24 protein-coding genes are annotated in these 25,649 nt (G+C 58.9%); 9 read left to right on the top strand and 15 right to left on the bottom strand.

Annotation, left to right across the window (positions count from 1 at the left end):
- The first annotated feature begins 26 nt into the window (after nucleotides 1–26).
- From JJQ51_RS28425 to JJQ51_RS28410, 4 genes are all read left to right on the top strand, one after another.
- On the top strand, nucleotides 27–1,358 hold the full coding sequence (locus tag JJQ51_RS28425; RefSeq protein WP_113351152.1) for a glycosyltransferase family 4 protein: 1,332 nt from the start codon (nucleotides 27–29) through the stop codon (nucleotides 1,356–1,358).
- A gap of 18 nt (nucleotides 1,359–1,376) precedes the next feature.
- Entirely contained in the window at nucleotides 1,377–2,432 is a 1,056-nt protein-coding gene (locus JJQ51_RS28420) for a hypothetical protein (RefSeq protein ID WP_113332672.1), read from the top strand.
- A 238-nt stretch (nucleotides 2,433–2,670) separates the two neighbouring features.
- The gene (locus tag JJQ51_RS28415) at nucleotides 2,671–3,402 is read left to right on the top strand and encodes a response regulator (RefSeq protein WP_269245571.1); all 732 of its coding nucleotides are present in this window, start codon (nucleotides 2,671–2,673) and stop codon (nucleotides 3,400–3,402) included.
- A complete protein-coding gene (locus JJQ51_RS28410) occupies nucleotides 3,399–4,664 on the top strand; it encodes an ATP-binding protein (protein ID WP_269245570.1) in 1,266 nt (421 codons plus the stop codon). Before JJQ51_RS28415 ends, JJQ51_RS28410 begins: the two co-directional genes overlap by 4 nt.
- Nucleotides 4,665–5,061: 397 nt before the next feature.
- On the opposite strand, the gene JJQ51_RS28405 is transcribed toward JJQ51_RS28410, so the two are convergent.
- From JJQ51_RS28405 to JJQ51_RS28375, 7 genes are all read right to left on the bottom strand, one after another.
- Nucleotides 5,062–7,017: a MacB family efflux pump subunit gene (locus tag JJQ51_RS28405; RefSeq protein ID WP_269245569.1), complete on the bottom strand. Its 1,956-nt coding sequence runs from the start codon at nucleotides 7,015–7,017 to the stop codon at nucleotides 5,062–5,064.
- A gap of 3 nt (nucleotides 7,018–7,020) precedes the next feature.
- On the bottom strand, nucleotides 7,021–8,226 hold the full coding sequence (locus tag JJQ51_RS28400) for an efflux RND transporter periplasmic adaptor subunit (RefSeq protein WP_269245568.1): 1,206 nt from the start codon (nucleotides 8,224–8,226) through the stop codon (nucleotides 7,021–7,023).
- 118 nt (nucleotides 8,227–8,344) lie between these two features.
- Entirely contained in the window at nucleotides 8,345–9,835 is a 1,491-nt protein-coding gene (locus JJQ51_RS28395; protein ID WP_442967351.1) for an efflux transporter outer membrane subunit, read from the bottom strand.
- Nucleotides 9,836–10,117: 282 nt separating this feature from the next.
- Entirely contained in the window at nucleotides 10,118–10,732 is a 615-nt protein-coding gene (locus JJQ51_RS28390) for a hypothetical protein (RefSeq protein ID WP_269245567.1), read from the bottom strand.
- 266 nt (nucleotides 10,733–10,998) lie between these two features.
- Nucleotides 10,999–11,160 carry a hypothetical protein gene (locus tag JJQ51_RS28385; RefSeq protein ID WP_269245566.1) on the bottom strand — a complete coding sequence of 54 codons (162 nt, stop codon included), beginning with the start codon at nucleotides 11,158–11,160 and terminating at the stop codon, nucleotides 10,999–11,001.
- 82 nt (nucleotides 11,161–11,242) lie between these two features.
- A complete protein-coding gene (locus tag JJQ51_RS28380; protein WP_269245565.1) occupies nucleotides 11,243–12,094 on the bottom strand; it encodes a helix-turn-helix transcriptional regulator in 852 nt (283 codons plus the stop codon).
- Nucleotides 12,095–12,164: 70 nt separating this feature from the next.
- The gene (locus JJQ51_RS28375) at nucleotides 12,165–12,392 is read right to left on the bottom strand and encodes a DUF1127 domain-containing protein (RefSeq protein ID WP_269245564.1); all 228 of its coding nucleotides are present in this window, start codon (nucleotides 12,390–12,392) and stop codon (nucleotides 12,165–12,167) included.
- A 224-nt stretch (nucleotides 12,393–12,616) separates the two neighbouring features.
- Between JJQ51_RS28375 and JJQ51_RS28370 the strand changes: the two genes are divergently transcribed.
- A complete protein-coding gene (locus JJQ51_RS28370) occupies nucleotides 12,617–13,762 on the top strand; it encodes a M24 family metallopeptidase (protein ID WP_145634143.1) in 1,146 nt (381 codons plus the stop codon).
- 22 nt (nucleotides 13,763–13,784) lie between these two features.
- Here JJQ51_RS28370 and JJQ51_RS28365 read toward each other — a convergent pair whose 3' ends face one another.
- The 6 genes from JJQ51_RS28365 to JJQ51_RS28340 all read right to left on the bottom strand — a co-directional run bounded on the left by JJQ51_RS28365 (nucleotide 13,785) and on the right by JJQ51_RS28340 (nucleotide 19,867).
- Entirely contained in the window at nucleotides 13,785–14,843 is a 1,059-nt protein-coding gene (locus JJQ51_RS28365) for an ABC transporter ATP-binding protein (protein ID WP_113351160.1), read from the bottom strand.
- A gap of 4 nt (nucleotides 14,844–14,847) precedes the next feature.
- Entirely contained in the window at nucleotides 14,848–15,678 is an 831-nt protein-coding gene (locus JJQ51_RS28360) for a carbohydrate ABC transporter permease (protein ID WP_113351161.1), read from the bottom strand.
- A 3-nt stretch (nucleotides 15,679–15,681) separates the two neighbouring features.
- Nucleotides 15,682–16,617 (bottom strand): carbohydrate ABC transporter permease, encoded by a 936-nt coding sequence (locus tag JJQ51_RS28355; protein WP_113351202.1) that lies wholly within the window; start codon nucleotides 16,615–16,617, stop codon nucleotides 15,682–15,684.
- Nucleotides 16,618–16,707: 90 nt separating this feature from the next.
- Nucleotides 16,708–17,967 (bottom strand): ABC transporter substrate-binding protein, encoded by a 1,260-nt coding sequence (locus tag JJQ51_RS28350; protein ID WP_113332662.1) that lies wholly within the window; start codon nucleotides 17,965–17,967, stop codon nucleotides 16,708–16,710.
- Between the two features lie 41 nt (nucleotides 17,968–18,008).
- Nucleotides 18,009–19,175 (bottom strand): PLP-dependent transferase, encoded by a 1,167-nt coding sequence (locus JJQ51_RS28345; RefSeq protein ID WP_113351162.1) that lies wholly within the window; start codon nucleotides 19,173–19,175, stop codon nucleotides 18,009–18,011.
- Complete coding sequence (locus tag JJQ51_RS28340) at nucleotides 19,172–19,867, bottom strand: FadR/GntR family transcriptional regulator (protein ID WP_113351163.1); 696 nt, start codon at nucleotides 19,865–19,867, stop codon at nucleotides 19,172–19,174. The genes JJQ51_RS28345 and JJQ51_RS28340 overlap by 4 nt, the downstream gene beginning before the upstream one ends.
- 194 nt (nucleotides 19,868–20,061) lie before the next feature.
- Here JJQ51_RS28340 and JJQ51_RS28335 point away from each other — a divergent pair, with 194 nt between their 5' ends.
- Both JJQ51_RS28335 and JJQ51_RS28330 read left to right on the top strand, forming a co-directional pair.
- Nucleotides 20,062–20,325 (top strand): hypothetical protein, encoded by a 264-nt coding sequence (locus tag JJQ51_RS28335; protein ID WP_113351164.1) that lies wholly within the window; start codon nucleotides 20,062–20,064, stop codon nucleotides 20,323–20,325.
- A 363-nt stretch (nucleotides 20,326–20,688) separates the two neighbouring features.
- Complete coding sequence (locus JJQ51_RS28330) at nucleotides 20,689–20,823, top strand: hypothetical protein (RefSeq protein ID WP_257714007.1); 135 nt, start codon at nucleotides 20,689–20,691, stop codon at nucleotides 20,821–20,823.
- Nucleotides 20,824–20,957: 134 nt separating this feature from the next.
- Here the strand turns inward: JJQ51_RS28330 and JJQ51_RS28325 are convergent, their stop codons facing one another.
- Nucleotides 20,958–22,160 (bottom strand): amidohydrolase family protein, encoded by a 1,203-nt coding sequence (locus JJQ51_RS28325; RefSeq protein ID WP_233788769.1) that lies wholly within the window; start codon nucleotides 22,158–22,160, stop codon nucleotides 20,958–20,960.
- A gap of 60 nt (nucleotides 22,161–22,220) precedes the next feature.
- Entirely contained in the window at nucleotides 22,221–22,934 is a 714-nt protein-coding gene (locus JJQ51_RS28320) for a GntR family transcriptional regulator (protein WP_113351203.1), read from the bottom strand.
- Between the two features lie 268 nt (nucleotides 22,935–23,202).
- Here JJQ51_RS28320 and JJQ51_RS28315 point away from each other — a divergent pair, with 268 nt between their 5' ends.
- Nucleotides 23,203–24,291 (top strand): ABC transporter ATP-binding protein, encoded by a 1,089-nt coding sequence (locus tag JJQ51_RS28315; RefSeq protein ID WP_113351167.1) that lies wholly within the window; start codon nucleotides 23,203–23,205, stop codon nucleotides 24,289–24,291.
- Nucleotides 24,292–24,322: 31 nt separating this feature from the next.
- Entirely contained in the window at nucleotides 24,323–25,621 is a 1,299-nt protein-coding gene (locus JJQ51_RS28310; protein WP_113332657.1) for an ABC transporter substrate-binding protein, read from the top strand.
- Nucleotides 25,622–25,649 lie beyond the last annotated feature (28 nt).

Genomic DNA, 25,649 nt, shown 5'->3' with positions numbered 1-25,649 from the left:
AGGGATTTCCAGATGCTGAAGGAGAGATGGGAGTGAGCCAGACGATCCTTTACGACGGCCTCAATCTTTCTCTGCAAAAGGGCACAGGTGTTGCGACCTATACCCGCAGCCTGCTCTCGGCTTCGCGTTCGCTTGGTTATCAGACCGGGGTTGTCTACGGAATTCCGGGGAGGGTTCCGAAAGACCCGGTATTGCGGGAGGTTGTTCTCTTTGATGCATCCGGCGCCCGCCCGCGCGGAGCATTATCCGAAGCTCGGCATTGGCTGCGCCGTCGCATTGCCGCGCCCTTCGGTGTGAGACCGGTTCCGATCCCACTCGGCGGGACGGTTATTCTTAAATCTCTTCAGGCGCAACTCGGCGATGCGGCCCTGGCCTATGCTTCCAGCGACTTGTTCCATCTCGCGCGCCATCATTTCAAGCGCTACGGCAATAATCTCACAATGAAGTTCGAGGCTCGGCCGGATCTTCTCCATTGCACCTATCCGATGCCGATCGCGGTTAGGAAGGCGCTGAATATCTATACGATCCATGACCTGGTTCCCTTGCGGCTGCCCTATCTGACCGAGGACGACAAGCGCTATCACTACAAGATGCTGCGCTCCCTGGTCCGGCGGGCGGATCATATCGTGACGGTATCCGAAACGTCGCGGGCCGATATTATCAAGGTTCTTGGTGCCGATGAGGCACGCGTCAGCAATACCTATCAGGCCGTTCACGTGCCGGAGCGACTTCGCGAGAAACCGGTCGATGTGGTTGCGGATGAAGTCGCCGGCATCTTCCATCTCGATTGGAAGGGCTATTTCCTTTTCTTCGGCGCTTTCGAGCCGAAGAAGAACATTTCACGGCTGATCGAGGCCTATCTCGCCGCAAAGACATCCAAGCCGCTTATCATCGTCGGTGCTCCGGGATGGAAAGGCGAGGAAACGCGGCAGCTCATCGATGATGACCGGTTTCGCTTCTATCTTCGCGCGGAAGACCGCATCTTGCCGCAACGGCAGATCCAGCGCTTCGATTTCGTATCCTATCCCTTGCTGATCAGCCTGATCAGGGGAGCGCGGGCGGTGCTGTTTCCGTCGCTTTACGAAGGCTTCGGCCTGCCGGTGCTGGAATCCATGCAGCTTGGAACGCCGGTTCTGAGCTCTACGGAGGGATCGATCCCCGAAATAGCCGGAGATGCCGCGCTGCTGGTCGATCCTTATGACACGGAGGAGATGCGCAAGGCGATCGTCAGTCTGGATCAGGATGACGGGCTGTGTGCCTCTTTTGCCAAGTCCGGCCCCAGGCAGGCCGCCCGTTTTTCCACGGATCGATATCAACAGAAGGTGAGCGCGCTTTATGACAGCCTCTTCAACGGATAACCGCAGAAAGAGCGGATCATGACCATCCTCTTTGCATTCGGGATGCCGGGCGTCATGTCCTCGTGGGGTGTTGCCGCGGTGCATGCCCTGGCCCGCGAAGCCTTCGGCGATTACGCGATCATCGCAACCGACACGGTGGAGGACCTCAAGCAGCATGTCGTAGCGCGATCCGGCATGCATGCGGTTCTCGTCTCGCAATTTCCGGAAGCCAGGCTTTCGGAGTTGATCCTCAGGGTCAATGTGCCGTTTCTGTTGTTTCTTGAGGATCCGCTCGACGCGGTCTCATATCTGGCTCGAGCGACCGAGCAGCGGGATATCGGCTTGGTCAGGGCCGTCTCGGCCAGCCTTGCCTGCCTCGAGCCCCTGGCGGGGGCTTCCGGAGGGCTGGTCTTGCGTCGCAACGACATCGGTCAAAAGGGCAGCATAGATCTGCTTTTGAAGACGATAGACCGGCATTTCAGTACTGATCTCAAATTTGAGCAAATCGCGAATGCGCTGCTGCATGTCGGAATGGCGCCTGCCGGACAGCCGTCGCATGCCGAGCCGCCGAAACTGGAGGAGGCTGCGGCGGCGGTGATCGCGGGATATCTGATGCCGCAGGAGGCTGTCCCGGAGGTTAGCGAGGCACTGCGCGAGACGGCAAGGAAGGTTCTCCGCCCTCTGGAATTCGACCGCCGGGAAAGCTCGCGCGCCACGATTTTCTGGCCGCAAGAGACATTTCTGTCAGGCGACAGCCTGGGGCAGGCACTGGACGATCTTGTCGACCTCACCGGAGGAGCCCGGTGCCTCATCTATGGCCCCTATCTTCACTTGCCGCCAGGCCGCTGGAATGCGAAATTTGCCTTCGATGTCGACGAAGATTGTCAGGGGCAGATCCTCACCCTGGAGGTACATGCTGCCGAATTGCTAGGGAGGCTGCGTGTCTGCCCGGAAGGCACTGGCTCTTTCGAGGCGGCGGTGCCGGTCAATATTGTTGACCCACGTACGCCGATCGAAATTCGGCTGATGATGGACAGCGGTGCCATTGAAGGGCGGCTTTCCGCCTGGAGCGTCGAATGGCTGCGGGCGGCTTGACAGCCGTGTGGCGGACTGGCTTTGACGACCGCGGGTGAGCAACGGCTTTCGACGCGTTGACGCGTCATCGGCAGCGGATTCCGTTTTCCGCGCATTATTTTGTTACCCAATATTTCCAGTACCGGGAATTTTGTAAACGAACGTTTCTCGTTCAGATTTTTCCGTATTGGCGCCGCAAAACCCTTCTTTTCAGGCAATCCATAGTTTGTATAAGAATTGAGAAAACGGAATGAATCCTATGAACGTGAATGCCGCACCCGATGTTCTGATAGTCGATGACGACCACGAAATACGCTCCCTCCTAAGCAGATACCTTGAGGAGCAGGGTTTCCGCGTATCAACGGCAAGCGATCTGCGCGGATGCAACGATGCGCTCAACCGACGTCATCCCGATCTCCTCGTCCTGGATGTCATGCTTCCCGACGGGTCTGGCCTCGATCTTTGCCGCGATCTGCGAAATCGCCGTCCTCGGGTGCCGGTCATTCTGCTGACCGCTCTGAAAGAAGATATAGATCGCATTCTCGGTCTCGAGATCGGCGCCGATGACTACCTCGGCAAGCCGTTCAATCCGCGCGAACTGGCCGCGCGCATCCGTGCGGTCCTGCGCCGCACGAACGAAGACTCCTCCTTGGAGCCCGAGCAGAGGCGCTATCAGTTCGCGAGCATGATGCTCGACCCACAGCTTCGTCGGGTCAGCAGAGAGAACGGCGAAGTGATTTCGCTGACGGGCGCCGAATTCGACCTTCTGAAGGCGTTCCTGGAACGAGCCGGTCGGCTCCTGTCGCGTGATCAGCTGCTCGACCTGACGCAGGGACGTGATCGCGATCCGGCTGATCGCTCCATCGACGTCCTCATGAGCCGGTTGCGCCGCAAGCTTGGAGAAACGGTAGAGGAGCCCATCTTCAGGACGATCCGCAATGGAGGCTATCAGCTCGTCGTTCCGGTAACGGCCATCAAAGGCGATTCATGAGGTCGCTCGGCGCGCGCTTAGCGTTACTTTTGATGACCGCCATCGTTCTGGTCGTCATTTCCTCGTCTTTCGTGGCAAGCCTCGTCATGCGCGGACCGCGGCCGGACATGACGATCGAACGGATGGCCCACCAGCTTTCCATTCTTGCCACGTTCGCAGAGAAAGACAGAGCCACTGCGGCATCGGCGGGATTGGTCGTTACCCCCGCACCCGCTGAAGGCCAACGCGACGAGGAACTGTCCCGCTTCCTGATGGAAGCCCTGCTTCGAATATCCGGCATGCGCGAAGCCGTCATAGTACGCCAGTCGACGGGCGAGATGATCGCGTCGCTAAAACTTTCCGACGGCAGCTGGCTGATCATGCCGATGCCGGACCATGGCCCGCCGCCGGGCGGGTGGAAAATCCTCGTGGGATGGCTCGGTCTCATCATCATCGGCAGCGTGCTCGTCTCCATCTTTGCCGCCTCGAAGATCATGAAGCCGCTGCGTCTGCTGGAAGAGGCGGCGGCGGCGATCAATCCCGACGGCACCCTGCCGCATATAGCGGAAAGCGGACCGGGAGAAATTCGCGCGACCGCGCAGGCGCTCAATGGCCTGTCGGCCCGGGTGAAGGCTGCCACGGAAAGCCGCATGCGGCTTGTTGCTGCCGCCGGACACGATCTGCGGACGCCGATGACCCGGATGCGCCTGCGAGCCGAGTTCATCCAGGATGATGAAGAGCGGCGCAAGTGGTTTGCCGATCTCGAGGAGCTCGACAGGATCGCCGACAGCGCGATAGGGCTGGTCCGGGAGGAGATTTCCAAGGACAGTCTGGAGCAGGTCAGGCTCGACAAGATCGTCGGCGATATCGTCACCGAGTTGAAAGCGATCGATATGAACGTCGCGAGCGGCGAACTGGAGCAGGCAACGATCAGCGCAGGCCCTCTCGCCGTCACCCGAGCCTTGCGGAATCTGCTCATCAATGCGGCAACGCACGGCCAATCGGCGACGGTGACGGTGACGCATCTTGGCAATAGAGCCGTTGTGCGGATCGTCGATACCGGGCCCGGTATTCCGGAGGATCGGCTCAATCAGGTGTTCGAACCCTTCTTCCGGATCGACATCGCAAGGCAAAGATCTTTTCCGGGAGCCGGCCTTGGCATGGCTATTGCACGTGAGATCGTTACCCGATTCGGGGGCGAAATCACGGTGCGTAATCGTCAGCCGCGTGGATTGGAGCAGGTCGTGTCGTTCAAGAGCGCCGGGGCGAAGGTCGCAAGCTAGCACGAGCGACGCGACTCAAATTATCGTAGCATCGCAGCTTGGCCATCCCATGCGGGGATGGGATCGGCTGACGGAACATCTGGGCGATCAAACAGGCTTTACTTGCGTAGAACTCTCGAAAATTCTACATAAACCAATATTGAAAGTAAGATTACAGAACTTATCAAATAGTTCGCGCCGGCGGAAAAGCCGAGACATTAAATTTCGCCAAAATGCCTTGTTTCAGCAACATTCAGAAATGTCGGTGCCGGTAACTGATGTAAAATCGTGGTCGATCAGCAGCTTGGCTCGAGCAGGCTTTGGTCGCCCCGCATACCCGGCTTCGCCATGACGCCCCCAACACGAATGGCGAAGCCGGATTGCTTTCCGGCTCCGCCGTTGACTTTTCCTTGAAATATCAATCTCTTGACAATGCCGCAACAGGGTCCAGCAACGATGCGTTGCGGGCCGGCAGGTAGCCAAAGGTCAGGCCGATCGCGCAGGAGCATGCGAAGGCCAGAATGATCGAACTTGCAGAATAGACGAGTGTGAAGTTCGATCCGAAATAGTTGAAGGCGAAGCCGAAGCCGAGCGCCGTCGCGATGCCGAAAACACCGCCCAGCAGACATACGAGGACGGCTTCGATCAGAAACTGCTGAAGAATGTCATGACGTCTCGCGCCGACTGCCATGCGCACGCCGATCTCGGCGATACGCTCCGACACCGAGACGAGCATGATGTTCATGACGCCGATACCTCCGACCAGCAGCGATATGACGGCGATTGCCGAGACGAGCAGGGTCATCGTCCGCGTCGTGCTGGTGATGGTCTGGCGAATATCGTCGGTGTTGAGGATAAAGAAATCCTTGGTGCCGTGGCGGCGCTCCAGAAACTGCGTGACCGCCGCCTCAGCCGCAGAACTTTCGGTATTGTCGGCGACCCGTACCGTGATGCTGCGCAGTGACATGTCACCCAGCAGGCGGGCCTGAACGCCGGTATAGGGCAAATAGACGGAAAGATTATCACTTGAGCCGAAGCCACCTTGCTGGGAGGCGATGACGCCGATGATGCGCACGGGAACCTTGCCGACGAGAATGGTTTGCCCGAGCGGGTCGAGCCCCCGGTCGGCGAACAAGGTCGTCGCGGTGTTCTGATCGATGACCGCATCCTGCGACAAGCGCTTCACGCTATCCGCGTCGAAGAACCTGCCGGTGACGAGTTTCGACCCCTTCACGGAAAAATACGCGTCTCCCACGCCATTGATGAGGGCGTTCGCCTCCGTCGAGCCAAATCGCACGGTGCTGCTGGTCGAGACGGTCGGCGTAACGGCGGCGACATAGGTCAATTTCGCCAATGCATCGGCATCGGCGACCACCAGGGTCTTGATGCGGCCGGAGCGCGTATCGCCGAAGCTCTTGCCGGGAAAGATTTCCAGCGTGTTGGTGCCGAGGCTATTGATATTTTCCAGAACCTTGCGCTGCGATCCCTCGCCGAGCGCGATGACGCTGACGACCGAGGCTATGCCGATGATGATGCCGAGCATGGTCAGGAACGTGCGCAGTCGATGGGCCTTGAGTGCAAGGAGCGCCATCCGGAAGGCTTCCGTCAGCCGGCCGGCCATCTCCCGCCAGCCGGATTTAGCGATGCCGGCCGCGGTAGCGGAGGCCTGTAATGCTGGAACTTCGCTGCGCGTACGTCGATCGGCAACGATCCGTCCGTCGGAGATCTCGATGATGCGATCGGCGCGCGCGGCGACATTCATATCGTGGGTGACGATGACGACCGTGTGGCCCTCGCCATGGAGCTCGCCAAGAATACGCAGGACTTCCTCGCCGCTCTGCCGGTCCAAGGCGCCCGTGGGCTCGTCGGCAAGAATGACGTTGCCGTTGTTCATCAGGGCGCGCGCGATCGAAACTCGCTGCTGCTGGCCGCCCGAAAGCTGGCCTGGGCGATGGCCATTTCGTTCGCTCATGCCGAGCCGCTCAAGAAGCGCTGCCGCGCGCGATCGTCTTGTTTCACCCGGTTGCCCGGCATAGATGGCCGGTACCTCGACATTGCCGATCGCCGTCAGCTCGGAAAGCAGATGATAGCGTTGAAAGATGAAGCCGAAATGCTCTCTGCGCAGTTTGGAGAGCGCATCGCTGTCTAGGCGATGCGTCTCTTCGCCGGCGATCGCATAGGTGCCGGCAGTAGGACGGTCCAATAGACCGATGATGTTCATCAGCGTGGATTTCCCCGAGCCGGAAGGCCCGACGATCGCGACCATTTCGCCTTCGGCGATGGAAAGATCGACGTCCTGCAGGACCGCGATCGTGCGGTCCCCGGATTGATATTCGCGGCGCACGCGCTTCAGTTCGATAATCGGAGAAGGCATGCGTCAGAACCCCATTGGAGGGGGAGGGCCGCCACTGCTGCTCTTGGTGGTCGCCGTGCTTGCCTCGCCGACCACGACATTCTCTCCCTCGGAGAGACCAGAGAGGATTTCGGCAGAGACGTTGTCGTTGAGGCCGACCATGACGTTGCGGCGGATCCTCTTGCCGTTGTCGCTCAAGACCTGAACAGCGCGGGATCCTTCGGCGGATTTGGCGCCCAATGCGGATGAGGGGATAGTGAGTACATTCTTGGCCTGTCCGAGAACGATACGAACCTCCGCCGACATGTAGGTGCGAAAGTAATTATCGGGGTTCGGCACTGCAAACACACCGTTGTAGTAGATCGCCGAGGTGGAGGATGACGATGTCGTGCTGCTGCTTGATGACGCCGTGGTGGACGACGAGGTGATGCTGCTGTCGCTGGTGATCGATTCAGGTGCCGGCTCGATCGACTGCAACGTGGCCTCATACCGGGTATTCGGATCGCCAAGGATGGTGAAATAGATCGGTTGCCCCACCTTGATCTTGACGACATCGGCTTCGGAGATCTCGGTGCGAACGATCATCGTATCGACTTGTCCGAGGATGACGATCGTCGGCGCCGATTGCGCCGCGTTCACCGTCTGGCCCTGCTGGTTGACGATGGCGAGCACCGTACCGTCCATCGGCGCTGTGATGCGCGTGTAGGAAAGATTGGCGCGCGCGGTTTCCACTGCGACTTCGGCCGATGTGATTTGCGCGTCGAGAGCGGCAATTTGGGCAGTGATCTTCTTGACGCTCGCTTCCGCGCTGTCGAGGTCCGCCTTGGAGCCTGCCTGGTTGTGGAAGATCGTCTGCTGGCGGACGAGCGTCGTCTGCGCGTTTTCAAGATCGGCCTCGCTTTCCTGACGCTGTGCCCTAACGTTCGCCAGGGAAGCTTGAGCGGTCTTCAGGTCGTTGCTCTGTGTGGTCGAGTCGATTTCGGCAACAAGGCTGTCCTTCTTGACGGTATCGCCAAGCTTGACATGAACAGCCGTGATCCGACCGGAGACCTGTGCGCCGACTGCAACCAGCTTGATCGGCCTGAAGGTGCCAGATGCGAGTACGGCTTCCTCGACATTGCCTCGCGTCACCGGCGCCGTGATGGCCGATGTCGTCTGCCGGTCGAAATAACCGTATTGGAAAGAGAGAATGCCGATTGCGGCAAGGGCGAGGAGACTTGCATAGAGCATGTGCCGCGGTCTGATGCTCCGCTTTGGGAGCGTTCTGGCGGGAGGGGAACTTGCGTCCTTGGCATGTTTCGGACTGACGGTCGGCGGTGCCTTATGTTCCAGGGTGTTCAGCATGAGATTATTTGACCTTGGCCAGATGGGGACCCGTATCGGCGTCAACGACGACAGGCGTGGAGACATCGACCTGTCCGGCCCAGCCGCCACCCAACGCCTTGTTGAGGGAAATGTAATTTGAAGCAATATTTGCGGTGCTTTGGATAAGCGAGCTTTCGGCGCTATAGAGTGAGCGATCCGCATCAAGCACGTTAAGGTAATCGACTGCGCCGGCCTTATTTAGCTCGTGGGATAAGTCTGCCGCCTTGCGATAAGATGCGGCGGAAACGACAAGCTTGGCGTTTTTCAGTCTCTCTTGCGTCAGTGACACAATGCCATCTTCGACATCCTGCATAGCCGTCAAGACCGCGGACTGGTAGGCGACATAATATTGGTCGCGTTGTGCCTTGGCGACATCCACCGCAGCCTTGAGCTGGCCACCCTGGAATATCGGTACGGTGAGCGATGGGCCGAACGACCAGCCGATCGTTGACTTCTTGCCAAGGTCCGAAATGCTTGTGGCAGATGATGAGATGCTGCCCGTCAACGAGACTGAAGGATAGCGATCTGCCTCGGCCTGACCGATCTTGGCGGTATATTGTGCGAGTTGGCGCTCGGCACTGCGAACGTCAGGACGGGACAAGAGGATATCGGCGGGAATACCTGCCGAGACATCAAGCTTCGGTCGTGGAATGGCACCGCCGGTCTTTAGACGTTCGTCGAGGGCTGCTGGCGGCTTACCAAGGAGTACGGCAAGCTTATGAACTGCCTGCGCATAGGAGGTTTCATAGGTTGGAATATCTGCCTCGGTGCCGGCCGCCTCGCCTGCTGCTTTCGCAGCGTCAATGGCTGTTGCTGTCCCGGCCTCGAATTCAGCTTGCGTGAGTTCCGCCGTCCTTCGCTGTGAGACGCCGGTGCGCTGCGCCAGGTCACGCAAGGCTTGATACTCACGGGCCTGAACATAATAGGAAGCAACATCCCCGACGAGCGTTACCAGCGTATCGCGTAAATCCTCTTCCGCGGCATCGACGCCGTATTTCGCAGCTTCGGCGGCACGTTTGTTGCCGCCGAACAGGTCGAGTTCCCAGCTTGCATCGAATCCCGGCTCGTACTCATTGTAGACGCTGGCAGGGGTGCCGTCGGAGGCAGCCGTTCGGTTGCGCGTTGCCGATGCTGTCCCCTCAACGGTCGGAAGAAGTGCGCCTCTTTGCTCGCGATAGGTCGCGCGAGCTTCGCGTATCTTTGCTTTCGCTGTTGCAACATCGAGATTGCCTGCGACGGCCTCCTCAACCAAAGCATCCAACGTGGGATCACGAAGCCGTTTCCACCATTGCGACAATTGCGGCGGCTGTGTTTTCTTCGACGTCTTGCTGCCCCAATGTGTCGGCAGGGCAAGGTCGGGCGTCTTATAATCCGGCCCTACGACACAGCTTGTCAATGTTCCGACGAATATGGCGGCAATAGCAATATTCGACGGTCCCGTGTTTGAGCGCAAATATATCGGCAAGATTTCCATCCCTGGCTTGTTGATCCTATGCGCTGGCCTCGATTGGGCCAGGAAGACATGGAGCATGAGGAAGACCACTGCTTTTCCTCTGCGAAGAAGGATGGCGGTGCTCACACGCCAATGGTCCGGGAGCGCCGGGCGGGGCGTTCCCGGACCATTCGGCCCGGCTAAGGGCCGCTCCTTCCAACCAACAGGGGCGTCCGGGGGGATCTCGATTGGTTGGAAGCGGAGAGGAAATGGTCTGTCGTGGTAAGATGGAGGGTTTCGCCCAGAAAGACCCTCCATTGATGATCAGTGGAACGGATGCGGGCCGGGAACAAGCGAGCGCTCCGCGTCCGCCAGTTTGGCGAGTTGATCGGCGTTCAGCACGTTGCGCAGGGCAACAGCCTTGTCCTTGAGAACCTTGGCTTTCGCGGCACGATCCAGCACGCGATCGGCCAGGCGCTCTCCGAAAAGCTGAGCTTGCCCGTCGCCCTGAGGGGCGGTCTGGGATGCAGCGGCGTCATCGGTGGCGGGTGGCTCCGGCAACTCGTTCTTCGCAGGGGTCAAGAGATCGATCAGAGCGCTGGTATAATCCCGCCAGGCGTCGAGCTGGTTGCTGCGCACACCGATCAAGGTCTCGAGCGCCGACAATTTTTCTGCGATCATCAGGGCCGGGTTCGGTCTGTGCGGAGGTCCCGGGGGCATGGGCATGCCGCCACCAAAGGCCATCATTGGCCCTTCGGGATGACGGTCCTGGAAATACCAGCCGTCCGATGGCGGGCCGACCGGACCCGGTTGCGCGGTCTCGGCGCCTGCAGGCTTTTGTTCGTCGGATGCGATTTCTGCACCGGCTGCATAAGCCGAAGCGGTTGCGCCGCCAATTGCCGTTGCCAATAAAGCCGCGACGATAAGTCGTTTCTTCATAATCAATGCCTTCGCTACGAGTAACTGCGGCAAAAGCTAATGGGGCCTTATGAATGCAATACGTCGATATGTTTCCTAACTTTTCCCGCAAGGGGAATATTGCGAACGAAGTTTGCCGATAGCCCGACAGCAATGCTTCATTACAATTTCCTCTATTGTCGCCTTAAAGTTCGTCTCTGGTGTAACAACAAGCGACGTGTGGAGCCAATCGCAGCTCCTAGAGGGAGAGAGCTGTCGCTTGGCGACAGCTCTCTCCACGGTGTTTGCTATTCCCTGCTTCCGGAGGCAGCAGATGTCGATTGATCCGCCTCCTTCAAGGCGGCCGCACATTCCTCGCAGCACACCTCTACCAATTTGCCGCCGAGATTGACCTTAATGGTCTCGGCGCCGAGTTCGCAATCGCAAGCGGCACATGTGGTTCTCTTCATCTCGTGATCCTTTCCTGATCGATCCCCTTGCCGGGGCAGGATCATAAGAACACCGATCATCATGTCGGCGCTGTCGGAATCTTTAGCGAACCGCGTAGCGCTTGGGCTTCAGTTGCACGGAGCGCTGAAATTCGGCCGGTGTCTGCCCGTAGGTCTGTTTGAACGCGGCGCTGAAATGACTGTGACTGGAAAAACCGAGATCGAGCCCGAGCATGGTCAGGTCGTCATAAGCGCCGAGGAGATCGAGCGCGCGTGCCAGCCGAAGCCGCAGCTGATAGCGGTAAAGAGGGATGGCTTCTACTTGCTGGAAGACCTGTGTCAGGTAGACGGGCGAGACGCCGACATCCTTGGCGATCTCCGCAAGCGTCCAGCGCCGGGCAAGATCGGAAGACAGAACGAGCTTTGCCCTGTCGACAAGCTTCTGCCGGCCGTAACTTGCGCCGGCCGCATGTGACGTCCGCTCGCCGAGAGAGCGGCGCACCAAAGTCAACGCCAGCGTTTCGCCCTCAAGGCTCTCGGCTATATTGCGGCTGAGCCCATGGCGAAGCATCGCCACGAGCGCCTGCGCACGCGGATCTATGCGTCGGTGCTGCCGACTGAAGATCACGCTTTCGCCGGACTGAACTTGTTCTTTCGGCGCGAGCTCGTGAAGAACGCTCTCGTCTATACTAAGATCGAGACAGGAATCGCCGCCGTCAACAGGATGACTGATCCGATATCCCTGTCCCTTATTGAAGAACAATACCTGGTTTGCTTCCGCAACGGCATCACTCTGGTCGACGTGGCGCTTGAAGACGCCACGATAGGGATAGACAAGGCTTGTCTTGTGGGCGCATTCCTCGCCGCTCTTATGTCGGCATTCGCCATTGCAGACGATATCGCGGATGAGGACGGTTTTCGTCTTCAGCAGCAAGGCGGTCGAAATTTCTGACATGCCGAAGTTCCCCATCCCGGCGTTGACGCCCGCCGCACCAGCGGAGCCTAGCACATCCTGCGCCATCTTTTTAGTAGCGGCTATAGATATGGACATCGCTCCCATTCTGACCACGGGAAAGGCCGATGTCTTTCAACTGATCGTCCGACAGTTCCAGAAGCGCATTGCGGTTCCTGCGCTCGACCATCTTGCGTGCGAGCATACGTGCAAGATCCTGCAGCGCCGAGAAAGGCGAGCGTCGAGCCTTGCGGAAAGCGCAGGCCGGTTCGGAAGAGGTGATGATGTTTGTGGCTTGCATGGCGATACTCCATCGGTTGCTTCGATGAGAGCAGTGAACCACTGGAGCCGTGTTCGCGCTGTCAGATAATTTAGCTATCGAACGCGGCTGCAGGCTTTCGCGAAAGTGGTTGTATTTGTATTTTCTTTGTCGACACAAGCCTCACCGCAACGATAATGTCGGCGCTGCTCAGCATGTTGCGATAATCACGCTATGCAGAGCGACGATCATTAAGGAGAGTAGGAATGTCGTGGCAACATCCAGTACCCCGGATCACCGCGGAGGAAAGACAACAGCGCCTTTCGAGTCTTCGAAAGCTGCTCGATGCAAAGGGATTGGCCGGCATGTTGCTCGGGCCGACCGAAAGCCTCCGCTACTTTACCGGTCTGGTCTGGCACGCGAGCGAGCGGTTTCTCGGCGCATTGGTGACGCCGACAGAACTCTACTACATCGTACCGGGCTTTGAGCGTAGCAGGGTGGAAACCCTGCCGCATCTGCCGGCGGAAATTGTTGAATGGCAGGAGGAAGAGAGCAGCGCGGCATTGATCGCCCGCTTGCTCGGGAATGCCGGCATCTTGGCGCTCGACGACAGCATGCCGCTTTATTTCTACAACGCCCTGGCGACCGAGCTTGGAGCTGAAAGGCTTGTGAATGGCGGGCCGATCATCAACGGTCTGCGCCGCATCAAGTCTCCGGCCGAAATTGCGCTTATTCAATATGCCATGAACCTGACGCTGGACGTACACAGACAGGCTCATGCCTTGCTCAAGCCGGGAATTCGCGCGTCGGAAGTCGTCGAATTCATCGACCGGCGGCATCGCGAGGCAGGTGCCGATGGTGGCTCGACCTTCTGCATCGTATCCTTCGGCGAAGCCACGTCCCTGCCGCACGGCGCCGACGGCGATCAGACGCTTGGCGAAGATGACGTGATTCTGGCGGATACCGGTACCCGCATCGACGGCTATCATTCCGACCTGACGCGGACCTACAAGCTGAAGAGCGGCGATAGCGCCTTCGAGGATGCATGGGCGATCGAACGGGAGGCGCAGCAGGCCGTTTTCGACGCGGCAAAGCTGGGCGCTGCCTGCTCCAGCCTGGATGATGCGGCGCGCGCTGTACTCGCCAGACACTCGCTTGGCCCCGACTACAAGCTGCCGGGACTGCCGCATCGCGCCGGTCACGGCCTTGGCCTCGAAATTCACGAAGAGCCTTATATCGTGCGCGGCAACACGACCGTGCTGCAGGCGGGCATGTGCTTCTCAAACGAGCCGATGATCGTCTTTCCGAAGAAATTCGGCATCCGGCTCGAGGATCATATCTATATGACGGCGGACGGCCCGCGTTGGTTTACGCAACCATCCAGCGGACCGACGAAGCCGTTTGCAAGCTGAGAATTTCCAGACAGGGCGGCCGTCAAGCCGCCCTTTTTCCATCCTCATCGAAGACATGCAGATGCTGCGCCGGGAAGGAGACGTTCACTTGCGTTCCCGTGCTCAGGGCGGTGCGATCCAGGGTGAATACCTTGAACGGGAGGCCGTGCAGCGAAAGATGCAGGATGATGCCGAAGCCGGTGGGTTCGATGAGTTCAACATTGGCCGTCATGTCGGACGGGTTGGACGATAACACGACATGCTCAGGCCGAATGCCGAGCGTGATCTTCGCAGCGGTTACTAATTTAAGCGGCGCCGGAAGCGAAACGAGCGTGCCATCCCTGAGCTTGACGGCATTGCCCTCGTAAGTCGCATCGAGAAAGTTCATGCCGGGCGAACCAATGAAGCCGGCCACGAAGAGATTGGCGGGGCGGTCGTAGAGTTCGAGCGGGCTGCCGACCTGCTGAACCACCCCGCCATGCATGGCAACGATGCGGTCCGCCAGCGTCATCGCCTCGATCTGATCGTGAGTCACATAGATCGAGGTCGCTTTAAGATCGCCATGCAACTTCTTGATTTCCGCTCGCATCTGCTCACGCAAGCGGGCGTCGAGATTCGACAGCGGCTCGTCGAAGAGGAAGGCTTTCGGCTGGCGCACGATCGCGCGGCCCATGGCGACGCGCTGGCGTTGGCCACCGGAAAGCGCCTTCGGACGGCGCTCCAGCAGCGGATCGAGGCCGAGCTTGGATGCCGCACTGGCGACAGCCTTGGCAATGCCATCCTTGGCCACCTTCCGCAGCCGCAGGCTGTAGCTCATATTGCCGGCGACATTCATATGCGGGTAGAGCGCATAGGACTGAAAGACCATGGCTATGTCGCGGTCCTTCGGATGCAGCTCGTTGACACGATTGTCGGCAATGCGGATTTCGCCGCCGCTGATGTCCTCAAGGCCGGCGATCATGCGAAGCAGGGTGGACTTGCCGCATCCCGAGGGGCCGACAAGAACGACAAACTCCCCATCCTTGATCCTGAGATCGATGTCATGCAGCACCTGCACGTGGCCGTAGGCTTTCTTGACGTTCTGAATATCGATCGATGCCATATGACTAACCCTTGACCGCGCCGGCCGTCAGGCCTTGCACGAGATAGCGTTGGATAAGCAGGAAGAAGAGCGCGGCCGGAATGAGCGCCATGACGCCCGCCGCCATCATCTGCCCGAAATCCACCGAGAATTTCGAGACGAAGGTGAGAAGCCCGACCGGGAATGTCGCGGCTTGATTGCCGTTGATGAGCATCAGCGCGAAAAGCAGCTCGCTCCATGCGGCGGTGAAGACAAAGCCGAGCGTTGCGGCAATGCCGGGTAAGGTCAGCGGCAGGATGATCTGCCGGAAGGCGGTGAACTGCGTCGCGCCGTCGATCATGGCAGCCTCCTCCAGATCCTTCGGAATGCCATCGAAGAAGGATTGCATCAGGAAGGTGGCGAAAGGCACGTTGAAGGCCGTGTAGACGATGACAAGGCCGGTCAGGCTGTTGGTCAGGTGCAGCGGCGTTAGGATCTTGAAGATCGGCGCCACCAGCATGACCAGTGGAAACATCTGCGTCAGCAGCATCAGCGCCACGATCCAGTATTTGGCGCGGAAATTGAAGCGCGAGAGCGCATAACCGGAGAGCGACGCACAGATGGTCACCATGATCGCCGTCGAGGCAGAGACGATCAGGCTGTTCTTGAAGAAGGTCGGAAAGTCACTGTGCTGCAGCACGAAGGCATAGTGTTCCCAGGTCGTGCGCGACGGCCACATGCGTACACCCTCGGTATAGAGCAGATCATTCGGCGTCACCGAGACCTTCAACAGCCAGAAAAGCGGGAAGAGCGCGAAGACCACGTAGCAAAGAATGGCCAGACGATGGGCGATGGTGGGAAGGACGGATCGTCTCATGGCTCAATCCTTGTTCAGCAGGGTCTGCCGCAGCAGGATGATCAGCATGGAATAGGCAAGCAGGAGGACCAGCAGCACCAGGGCAATGGCCGAGGCATAGCCGAAATCCAGCCGCTTGAAGGCTTGCGTGAAGATATAGCTCGCGACGATCTGCGTGCGGTCCGCCGGCCCGCCTCCGGTCATAACGACGATCAGATCGGCGAAATTGGAGATCCAGACCGTTCGTAGGAGGATCGTGATGGCGATGGTCGGCGCCAGGAAAGGAAGCGTGATCGAACGAAAGCGCTCGAACCAGCCGGCGCCGTCGATCGAAGCCGCCTCATAAAGATCGCGCGGGATCGCCTGAAGGGCTGCCAGGAGCGTGATCGCGAAAAAAGGAATACCCCACCAGACATTGGCGACAATCGGCCCCCACATCGCGTAGTTCGGATCGGAGAGAATATTGCCCGGCTCGCTCATCAGGCCCATAGCATAGAGCCAATGCGGGATCGGTCCGATGACCGGGTTGAACAGCCAGGACCAGTTGAGGCCGGCGAGGAAAGAAGGAACGGCCCAGGGCAGGAATACCAGCGCCTGAACGATCGATCTGCCGAAAAACGGTTTGTCCAACAGAAGTGCCAGGATCAGCCCGAAGATGAACTGCAGCACCACGGAGGCACCGGTCCACCAAAGTGTATTCTTCAGTGCCCAGTAGAAGGCCTTATCCTTGGAGAGCTCGCGAAAGTGTTCCAGGCCGATGAAGCCGCCGGAAAACGGATTGAGCAGTTGAATATCGCGAAAGGCGTAGGATATGCCGATTGCCAGCGGCACCAGCATCACGGCGATGATGAGGATGAGGGCAGGGGCGCTGTAGAGATAGGGCTCCGAGGCGTCGGCGAGGCGCTTTAGCCACGGCCTGCGGTCGTGGCGCCTCTCGAGCGTGTCGGTGATCGAAGTCATCTGCAAGAGTTCCCATTCGCGGCGTTCGAACGCCGTCTGTTTCAATTGGGCAGAGATGGCGGCGGATCGCTCCGCCGCCGCATGTACGTTCTATTTCTTGGCCAGGAATTTCTGCTGGGCCTTGGTCAGATAATCGGCCCATTGGTCGGCCAGATCCTTCGCCGAGATATCGCCGAGCAATGCCTGCTGCGAGGTCTTGATGGCGAGGGAATCCTTGAAGAAGGCGAATTCCTCAAGATAGGTCGGCATGACGGTGGGAACGGTGTCCTTGTCGGCCAGTTCCTGGAACCAGCCCTTGAACTGATCGCCGGCATAGAAAGGGTCCTTTTCCGCGGCCGTATAGGCCGGCAAGGCGCCGATCTTCTTGTTCCATTCCAGGTTGCCTTCCTTACCTTCAAGGGTCGCGATCAGCTTCCAGGACAGATCCTTGTTCTGGCTTGTCGCGAACATCGACCAGCCGGCATAACCGATGGTCGGGAAGGACTTGCCATCCGGCCCCTTCGGCAGCGGTGCGACGCCGAAATCATCCTTTTTCATGCGTTCGGCGACGGCAATCAAAGCGTCCGGGTCCTGGTCGAGGAAGGCGCAGGTGCCGGAGTAAAAGCCGGCGACGACTTCGTTGAAGCCCCAGTTGACGCTATCCTTCGGCGCATAGCCCTTCTTGTAGAGATCGACCATCCACTCGATGCCCTTGGCCCAGCCGGGGCTGTTCATCGTCGATGTGCCGTCATCCTTGAAGTACTTGTTGTCGCCGGCCATGGAAGCGGCAAAGATCATCCAGCCGTTGAGACCGCCCGGACCGCCGCGCATGCAATAGCCGTACTTACCGGGCAGCTTGGAGATCGCCTCGGATGCCTTGACGAATTCGTCCATCGTCTTTGGCGGCTCGGCGACGCCGGCGTCCTTCAGGATCTTCTTGTTGTAGAACATGGCGCGCAGATAGAAGCCGTAGGGCAGCATATAGGCGGTGTTCTTGACATCCCGGCCGAGCTGAAGCGCTCGAGGCGTCAGTTCGCTCGTATGCTCCCACTTGGCGAGGTATGGCTCGAGGCTTTCGAGCATGCCATTATTGCCATAGAGCGAGAGCCAGGTGTCCGGCATTTCCATCACGTCGGGCGTATCGCCGGCAGAGACCATGGTGGCAAATTTCTGGAAGGCCTCGTTCCAGGGCAGGGAGATGATGTCGACCTTGGTGCCTGGGTTCGCGGCTTCGAACTTTGCGACGATCGACTTGAGCGTCTCGGTGCGCTCCGGGCTGGTGATGACTTCCACGAGCTTCAGAGTCGTATCGGCAAAAGCGGTGCCGCCCATCAAAGCGGTAAAGAGTGCTGCCGTTATCAGTCTTTTCATGTTGGTTCCCCTTTTTGGATTTTCCTCTCAGATTGACGATGTCACGAGGCGGCGGCGATTGCCTCCTCGAGTTCCTTCCACAGGGCCTCGGTTCCTTCGAGGCCGACATGGAGACGTACGGAGCGCGGATTGATGCCAAAAGTATGCGCCGAATTCGGCTGCGCCTTCTGCTGCAGCACGACTTCGCCCGGCACGATCAGACTCTCATGTCCGCCCCAGCTCACACCCAGCTTGAAGAGCTTGAGGCGATCCACGAACGCACGCACGTCGACGCCTTCGCGGAAGATGAATGAAAACAGGCCTGAGGTGCCGTTCAAGCCGGCCGGCAACCGATTGGCGAGACCCGGATGGCAGACCTGTTCGACGACATCGAGCTCCTGCAGCCGCTTGGCGATCGTCAAGGCCGCTGCCTCGTGTGCCTTCATGCGGATCGGCAGCGTGCGAAGCCCGCGGATCAGGAGCCATGCGTCAAAGGGTGAGAGCTTGCCGCCGAGGTAAGGATAGGCTTCTGCCTTCAGCCGCGCGATCATCTCCTTCGACCCGGCAACGACGCCGGCGACCACGTCGCTGTGCCCACCGAGATATTTCGAGGCGGAATGGATGACGAGATCGACGCCGAGCTTCAGCGGCTGCTGGAAGTAAGGCGTTGCCCAGCTATTGTCGATCATCGAGACGACGCCGTGCTGCTTGGCGAGTGCGGCAAGCGCACCGACATCATGCGCTTCCATGACCCAGCTCGTCGGGCTTTCCATGTAGAAGACCTTTGCGCCGGGAAGCGCCTTGGAGACGGCTTCCTCATCGCGGCCGTCGACATAGGTCACCTCGACCTTCATGCGTTTCAGAACCGTGCCGAAGAGACGGAAGGCATCGGGATAGACATGCTTGACCGCAACGATACGGTCGCCCGGTTCGACAAAGCTTAAAACAGCCGACGATATCGCGGCCATGCCGCTGGCAAAACCGAGCGCATCTTCTGCGCCTTCGAGTTTTGCCAGCATCTCCTCGAACAGGCGCACCGTCGGATTGAGGCCGCGCGTATAGGTAGGCCGCACCTTTTCGCCGCGATAGGAGGCGATCATCTCGTCATAGCTGGAGAAGGTAAAAAGCGAGGTCTGGAAGATCGGCGGCACCACGGCATCGGCGAAGTTGCCGTCATCATGAGCGGTGATGAGGGAGGCAAGTTCGAACGGCTCTAACCCGTCAGTCATTTGGACATTTCCTTGATGTCTTCCTCGACCACGTCGAGAATTTTCAATGTTTCGGCGCGCGCTGCCTCGGGATCTTGGTCGACGATCGCGTTGAACAGCGTGCGGTGATAGGGAAAGGAGCGGCGAGCAAAATCCTGCCGATCGAAAGGATGCTCCCAGAAGCGCTCGAAGGTTTCTCTCATCTGTTCGAGAAGCTGCCGGAACAGCGGGTTATGCGTGGCGTCATAGACGGCAAGATGGAAGGCAAGATCCTCAGGCCCGGATGTGCCCTTGGCCATATGGACGCGCTCCATCTCGTTGAGTTTCTCTTCGATGATGACGAGGTCTTCGTCGGTGCGCTTTCTCGCAGCCACCATGCCGGCCTCGCATTCAATGCCGCGGCGGACCTCCAGCGTCTGCAGCAGCGCATCGCGCAGATGTGACGGGTTGAAGGAAAGCGGCATATGGATCGTCGCCTTCGAAACCGGCTTCAGCAAATAGGTGCCGCTGCCTTTGCGCGTCTCCATGACGCCGAGCGCCTGGAAATAGGTGATCACCTCGCGAATGGTGGAGCGCCCCACGGAAAGCGCGGTCATCAACTCGCGCTCGGTCGGAAGCCGGTCGCCTGCCTGCAGCTTGGACGATTCGATGAAGGTCGACAGCGCCTCGATGACTTGCTGCGTCCGGTCGATGGAAGGAAGAGGGGTAAGCATGGGTTTTGTCATGGGACAGTAAATTGGTCTGACATCTGCCATCAGGTCAATATCTTTTTCTTGGCACGGTCATTTTTCCAGCCCTCAAATTTTTAAGGACGGAAAGCGAGCGGTAACGAAGGTTGTTTGCGGCCTTCAAGAGCACCGGCAGCACTGATAGAAGGAACGTGTTGTGAGTCCCGGGCTGGAAGAGAATGGCCGCAAGAGATCGATATTCACGGAAGCTGGAATGCGCGAAATGCGACCATACCGGCTTCGCCGAAGTGTCCGAAACTGACGATCGGCGGGCGACGAGCCGCGATTTCAAGATAGACGAGATGCCGCGCGGCTTTTCCACGGAACGGCCATCGACCGATCCGCGCAAGCATATGGTGCGCTGCCGGTGCGGCTCGGTATTTCCTTTCGAGCAGGACACGATTTATGCACCGGGCGGCGAGCCGCGGCGCAGCAAAGCATAGGCCGAAAAGAAAAAAGCCCCGCACAGGCGAGGCTAAGCTTGTGCCGCTCCGGGGAAATCGGAAGCGACGCGGCATTGTCTAACGGTCGTCTTCTCTCCCGGCTAGGTCAGTTTTGCCGATAGCGGTACGCTCAAGTAAAAAAGCTCTTCATTCGTGAAATGAGATTGGTTTCCAGGCTCTCTCCTAGTGGCTGCAAAGATGCGAGGAAACTATCGTGCCGTGCAATATATTCAGCCAGCGTTCATTTTCCCACGGGCAAAAAGGCAATCACCGCAACGCCTTGCGGTCGTCGAGGCCCGGCTTCTATTGGTTTTCGAGCCTGGCTGCCGGGCCTCGCAGATACTGAAAAACTCGGATACCCACATGCGATTGCTTCGCGCCTTCATCGATTGGATACGCCGCAGACGGCGGCCGGAACAGGAAACGATCCAACATTCCGCCGACGACCCATGGGTTCTGCAGCAGATCGAGAAATTCGAGAGAGAGCTAAAGCGCTAGAGCGGTTCGGGTTTTCACGGAATACCTGAACCGCTCTAACTCTTTGTTTTCACGCAATTCCGGACGGAAAATCGCTGCACACTTTTCCTGGAGTTGCTCTAGCAGGCTCACCGATTCGTAGTCCTGGTGCCTGATCAGCGCCGCAGGACGGTCCCATCTTTGGCGACGAGTTTGCCCGCCTTGTAGACCGCGCGTCCTTTCGGCACCGCGACGACCGCCTCGGGAATATGCTCCGCCTTCAAGGTAACGAAGTCGGCTTTGGCGCCGATCTTCAAGCCATAACCCTCCAGGAGCAGGGCCTTGGCGCCGCTTTCCGTCACGACATCGAAGGCAACCTTCAATTCTTCGTCGGTATAGAAGCCGGACCGATAGCCGATCATCATGGCGCGACCCAGCATGTCGCCGTCGCCATACGGCCACCAGGAGTCGCGAATATTGTCACTGCCACTGAAAACAGTGACGCCGGCAGCCCGAAGCAGGGCGACGGGCGGGAAGGTATGGGCGCCGGGTGCGTTGGTCATGATGGAGACACCGCTCTCGGCGATCAGGGCCGCAGCGCGCTTGGCCGCTTCGATCGAGAGATCGCCAAGTCCGTAGGCGTGGCTGATCGCGACGTGCCCGCCCATGTAAAGCTTACGCGTGCGGGCGCAGATTTGCTCGATGGTGAAGAGGCCGAGCGTGCCGCCGTCATGAAGATGGATGTCCACATCGACGCCATGCTTCTCGGCGACGCCGAAAACCACATCGAGATGTTTTTCGACATCGCGGTCAAAGCTTGCCGGATCGAGCCCGCCCACAAGGTCAGCTCCCAAGGCGATCGCCTCGTCCAAGAGCTTCGGCGTGCCGGGGCTCTTCAGAATGCCGCTTTGCGGAAAGGCAACGAGCTGGATGTCGATCAGGTCGCGGTATTCTTCGCGCACGGCAAGCACGGTCTCCAGCGATTTCAGTCCAACGGAACCGTCCACCATGACATGACTGCGCATATGCGTGCTGCCGTTGGCAATGCAGAGTTCGAGCTGGTTTCTGGCCCTTTCGTCCATCGGCGCGGCCTGCGCCATGTTTTGCGCCTGGAAGGCAACACGTTCGTGGACGTCGAAGCCGTTGGCGCACGGCTTGTGCGGTATCCAGGCATCACCGTAAAAACTGGTGTCGAGATGAATATGCCCTTCGACGAAGCTCGGCACGACGAGGGCACCTTCAAGGTCGATGAGCTGGAAGGCAGAAATCGGTGCTCCAGTCTCGGTCATCGACACGATCCGCCCGCCCGTGACGCCGATGTCCTTGATGGAACCGTCGGCAAGTTTGGCCCGGGTAAAGAGAGTTTCGATCGTGCTCAATTTTTTCTCCATGAATCGATGGCCACCAGTCGCGCGCGAAATGCCTGGGCAGCGGATGTCCTACCGCTCGAAAGCCTCTTTCAGGCCGAAGCTTTTGCGCTCACGTAGGTCAAGATCGGCTTCGATATGCGCGATATGATGCAGCATGAGATGACAGGCCGTGTCGACATCCTTGCGCTCCAGCGCGGTGATGATGTCCCCATGCTCGGAATGGCCGCAACTGGAGGCGCTTGACTGTCCATAAAGTGCAATCACCAGCGAGGAGCGAGCAACAAGCTCCTCCATGAAGCGCTGCATGATGAGATTGCCGGAAATGGCCGCCAGCATCAGATGGAAGTCGCCCGAGGCCTTGATCTCGGCCCGGCGCGCGGATTGACCCCGCTCTCCCATAAGGCGGCCTTCTTCCACGAGGAGCTGCCGGAGCTGTGCGAGCTGGGCCGCGGTGATGTGTTCGGCCGCCGATCGCACTATCCCCGGTTCGACCAGGCGGCGCGCGGCGAATATCTGTCGGGCTTCCTCTGGCGATGGATAGGCGACGAAAGCGCCTCGGTTTTTCTCGACGCTGACGAGCCCTTCATAGGAAAGAGCCTGCAGGGCAGCACGTGCCAGTGTCCGGCTGACGTTGAAGAGAGCGCCAACATCGCTCTCGGACAGTTTCGTGCCCGGTGCGAGCCGCCGCTCCACGATCGCGTCGCGAATGGCCTCGCGGATTTGTTGCGCGCCGCTATCGGTGGCGTCGCTGGGCGTCAAAAGCGCATCTGTTGAAGAGTTCATGATCGGTAGCCTGAGTAACTGGCTGCAATGATAGACAGGTTTCGCGCGGAAGTTAAACGAAATCTGATGCAAATAAGCCGATAAAATGTATACAATATTTTGCATAAATCGCGCACAATAGCCTATTTCCTGTGCAGATTCCTAATTGCCTATCAGAAGGCAAAATTTCTTTGCGGAGAAAAAATTCAGAAATTCCAGCCGGTTAGTCAACCTCCGACAAAACTGGCACGATTGATGCAGTGTCTTTCCCAAACCAAAGGGGAAGATGATGTCGAAAGCGGCAGAGATCGATATAGTGTCCGTTTCGAAGGTCTACGGCACGACCACGGCTGTCCATGCGATCAGCCTGAAGATACCGGCGGGTTCCTATTGCTGTTTCCTCGGCCCCTCCGGCTGCGGCAAGACATCGACCTTGCGCATGATTGCTGGTCACGAGGGGATTTCCTCCGGCGATATCAGGCTCGGCAATACCGTAGTTACCGATTTCCCGCCCGCCAAACGCGGCACGGCGATGATGTTCCAGTCCTATGCGCTGTTTCCTCATCTGGATCTTATCGACAATGTCGCCTTCAGCCTGAAGATGAAGGGCGTTGCCAAGGAAGAGCGCCGCGCAAAGGCGCTCGAAATGCTGAAGCTGATGCAGATGGAAGCCTACGCCACACGCCGTCCGGCCCAACTTTCAGGCGGCCAGCAACAGCGTGTCGCGCTTGCCCGCGCCCTGATCACCGATCCGGAAGCGTTGCTGCTCGACGAGCCACTTTCGGCGCTCGATCCCTTCCTGAAGATCCGCATGCGCGCAGAACTGAAGAAGCTGCAGAAGTCGCTCGGCATCACTTTCGTCCATGTCACGCATAGCCAGGAAGAGGCGATGGCGCTTGCCGATATCATGGTCATCATGAATGACGGCCGGATCGAGCAGGCAGGATCGCCGCGGGAGGTGTTCGAACACCCCGCAACGGCCTTCGTTGCCCGCTTCATGGGTGATCATAATGTCTTGTCCGGCCGCGTAACGTCGAGCGAAGAAGGCTTGATCACCATGACCGTGCCTGAAGGGCAGGGCTTCTCGGTAAACGGGTCAGGTCGGGCCGTCGGCGAAGCCGTCGATATCGCGGTCCGCACCGACCGCGTCCGGCTTTCGCCGCCATCGGACAAAGGGCTGGGCTTCAACGGCGTCGTCTCCAATATCGAATATCGCGGCGCAACGCTGAAGATCACCGTTATCGGTGCTGGCAGCGACGATTTCACCGTCATCGCAAGCAATGACGACGATGCGACTAAATCGCTCACCGTTGGCGATGCTGTCTCACTGAGTTGGGCTCAGAAGGATGCAATCCTTCTCGGCCGTATATCCGCATGAAAATCCGAAGCATTAAAAAAGGGGAACTGACATGACGACTGAAACCAGGACTGAGAAGACCACGAAGGGCATTTCCCGCCGCTCGCTGCTGAAGACCGGCGCTGCCGCTCTCGGCGCTATGGCCGGCTCCGGCGTAATCACCGGTTTTCCGACCATCTGGGCACAATCGAACATCACGCTGCGCCAGTTCGGTACCGGCGTTTCGAACATCAATGCCATTGCGGAGAAGTGCAAGGCCGATCTCGGCATCACGCTCGAGATGACCGCGACCGATTCCGATGCCGCCGCGCAGCGTGCGGTGACGCAGCCGAACAGCTATGACATCGCCGACATCGAATACTGGATCGCCAAAAAGGTCTTCCCGACCGGCGTCTTGCAGCCAATGGACGTCAAGAAGCTGAAATATTACGACAAGATCGTGCCGCTCTTCATCACCGGCAAGCTGAAGCCGGATAGCGTCATTGCGCAGGGCACGGCGCCGCACACCGTCGGCTTCGTCGAAGGACAGGGCTCCAAGAAGTTCGCCAAGGAGCCGACGCAGTGGATGACGATGGTTCCAACCATCTACAACGCCGATACGCTCGGCATCCGCCCGGACCTCACCGGCCGTCCGATCAACAGCTGGGCCGATATTCTCGATCCTGCCTTCAAGGGCAAGACCGCGATCCTCAACATCCCGTCGATCGGCATCATGGATGCCGCGATGATCATGGAAGCCGCCGGCAAGATCAAATATGCCGACAAGGGCAACATGACGAAGGCGGAAATCGACAAGACGATCGACTTCCTGATCAAGACCAAGGGCGATGGCCAGTTCCGTGCCTTCTGGAAGTCCTTCGACGAAAGCGTCAACCTGATGGCATCAGGCGAAGTGGTCATCCAGTCCATGTGGTCGCCCGCGGTTGCTGCCGTCCGCTCCAAGGGCATTGCCTGCACCTTCCAGCCGCTCAAGGAGGGCTATCGCGCCTGGGGTGGCGGTCTCGGCCTTGCCTCGCATCTCAAGGGTGCGCAGCTCGACGCGGCTTATGAATATATCAACTGGTACACCTCCGGCTGGGTCGGCGGCTATCTCAACCGCCAGGGCTACTATTCCGCCTGCATGGAAACGGCCAAGAACTTCATGTCGGCCGATGAATGGGGCTACTGGATCGAGGGCAAGCCGGCGCAGGGCGATATCCTCTCTCCGGAAGGCAAGGTCATGGAGAAGGCCGGCGCCGTTCGCGACGGCGGTTCCTTCGAAACCCGCATGGGTGCGGTTGCCTGCTGGAACTCGGTCATGGACGAGGACCGCTACATGGTTCGTCGCTGGAACGAATTCATCGCTGCCTAAGCTGCGATCGATCATTTCCTCTCCCCGT

The sequence above is a fragment of the Rhizobium sp. AG207R genome, assembly GCF_027109195.1.
Lineage (GTDB): Bacteria > Pseudomonadota > Alphaproteobacteria > Rhizobiales > Rhizobiaceae > Rhizobium > Rhizobium dioscoreae.
Note: the sequence above shows the minus strand (reverse complement) of the source record. Positions and strands in the feature narration are given on the sequence as shown.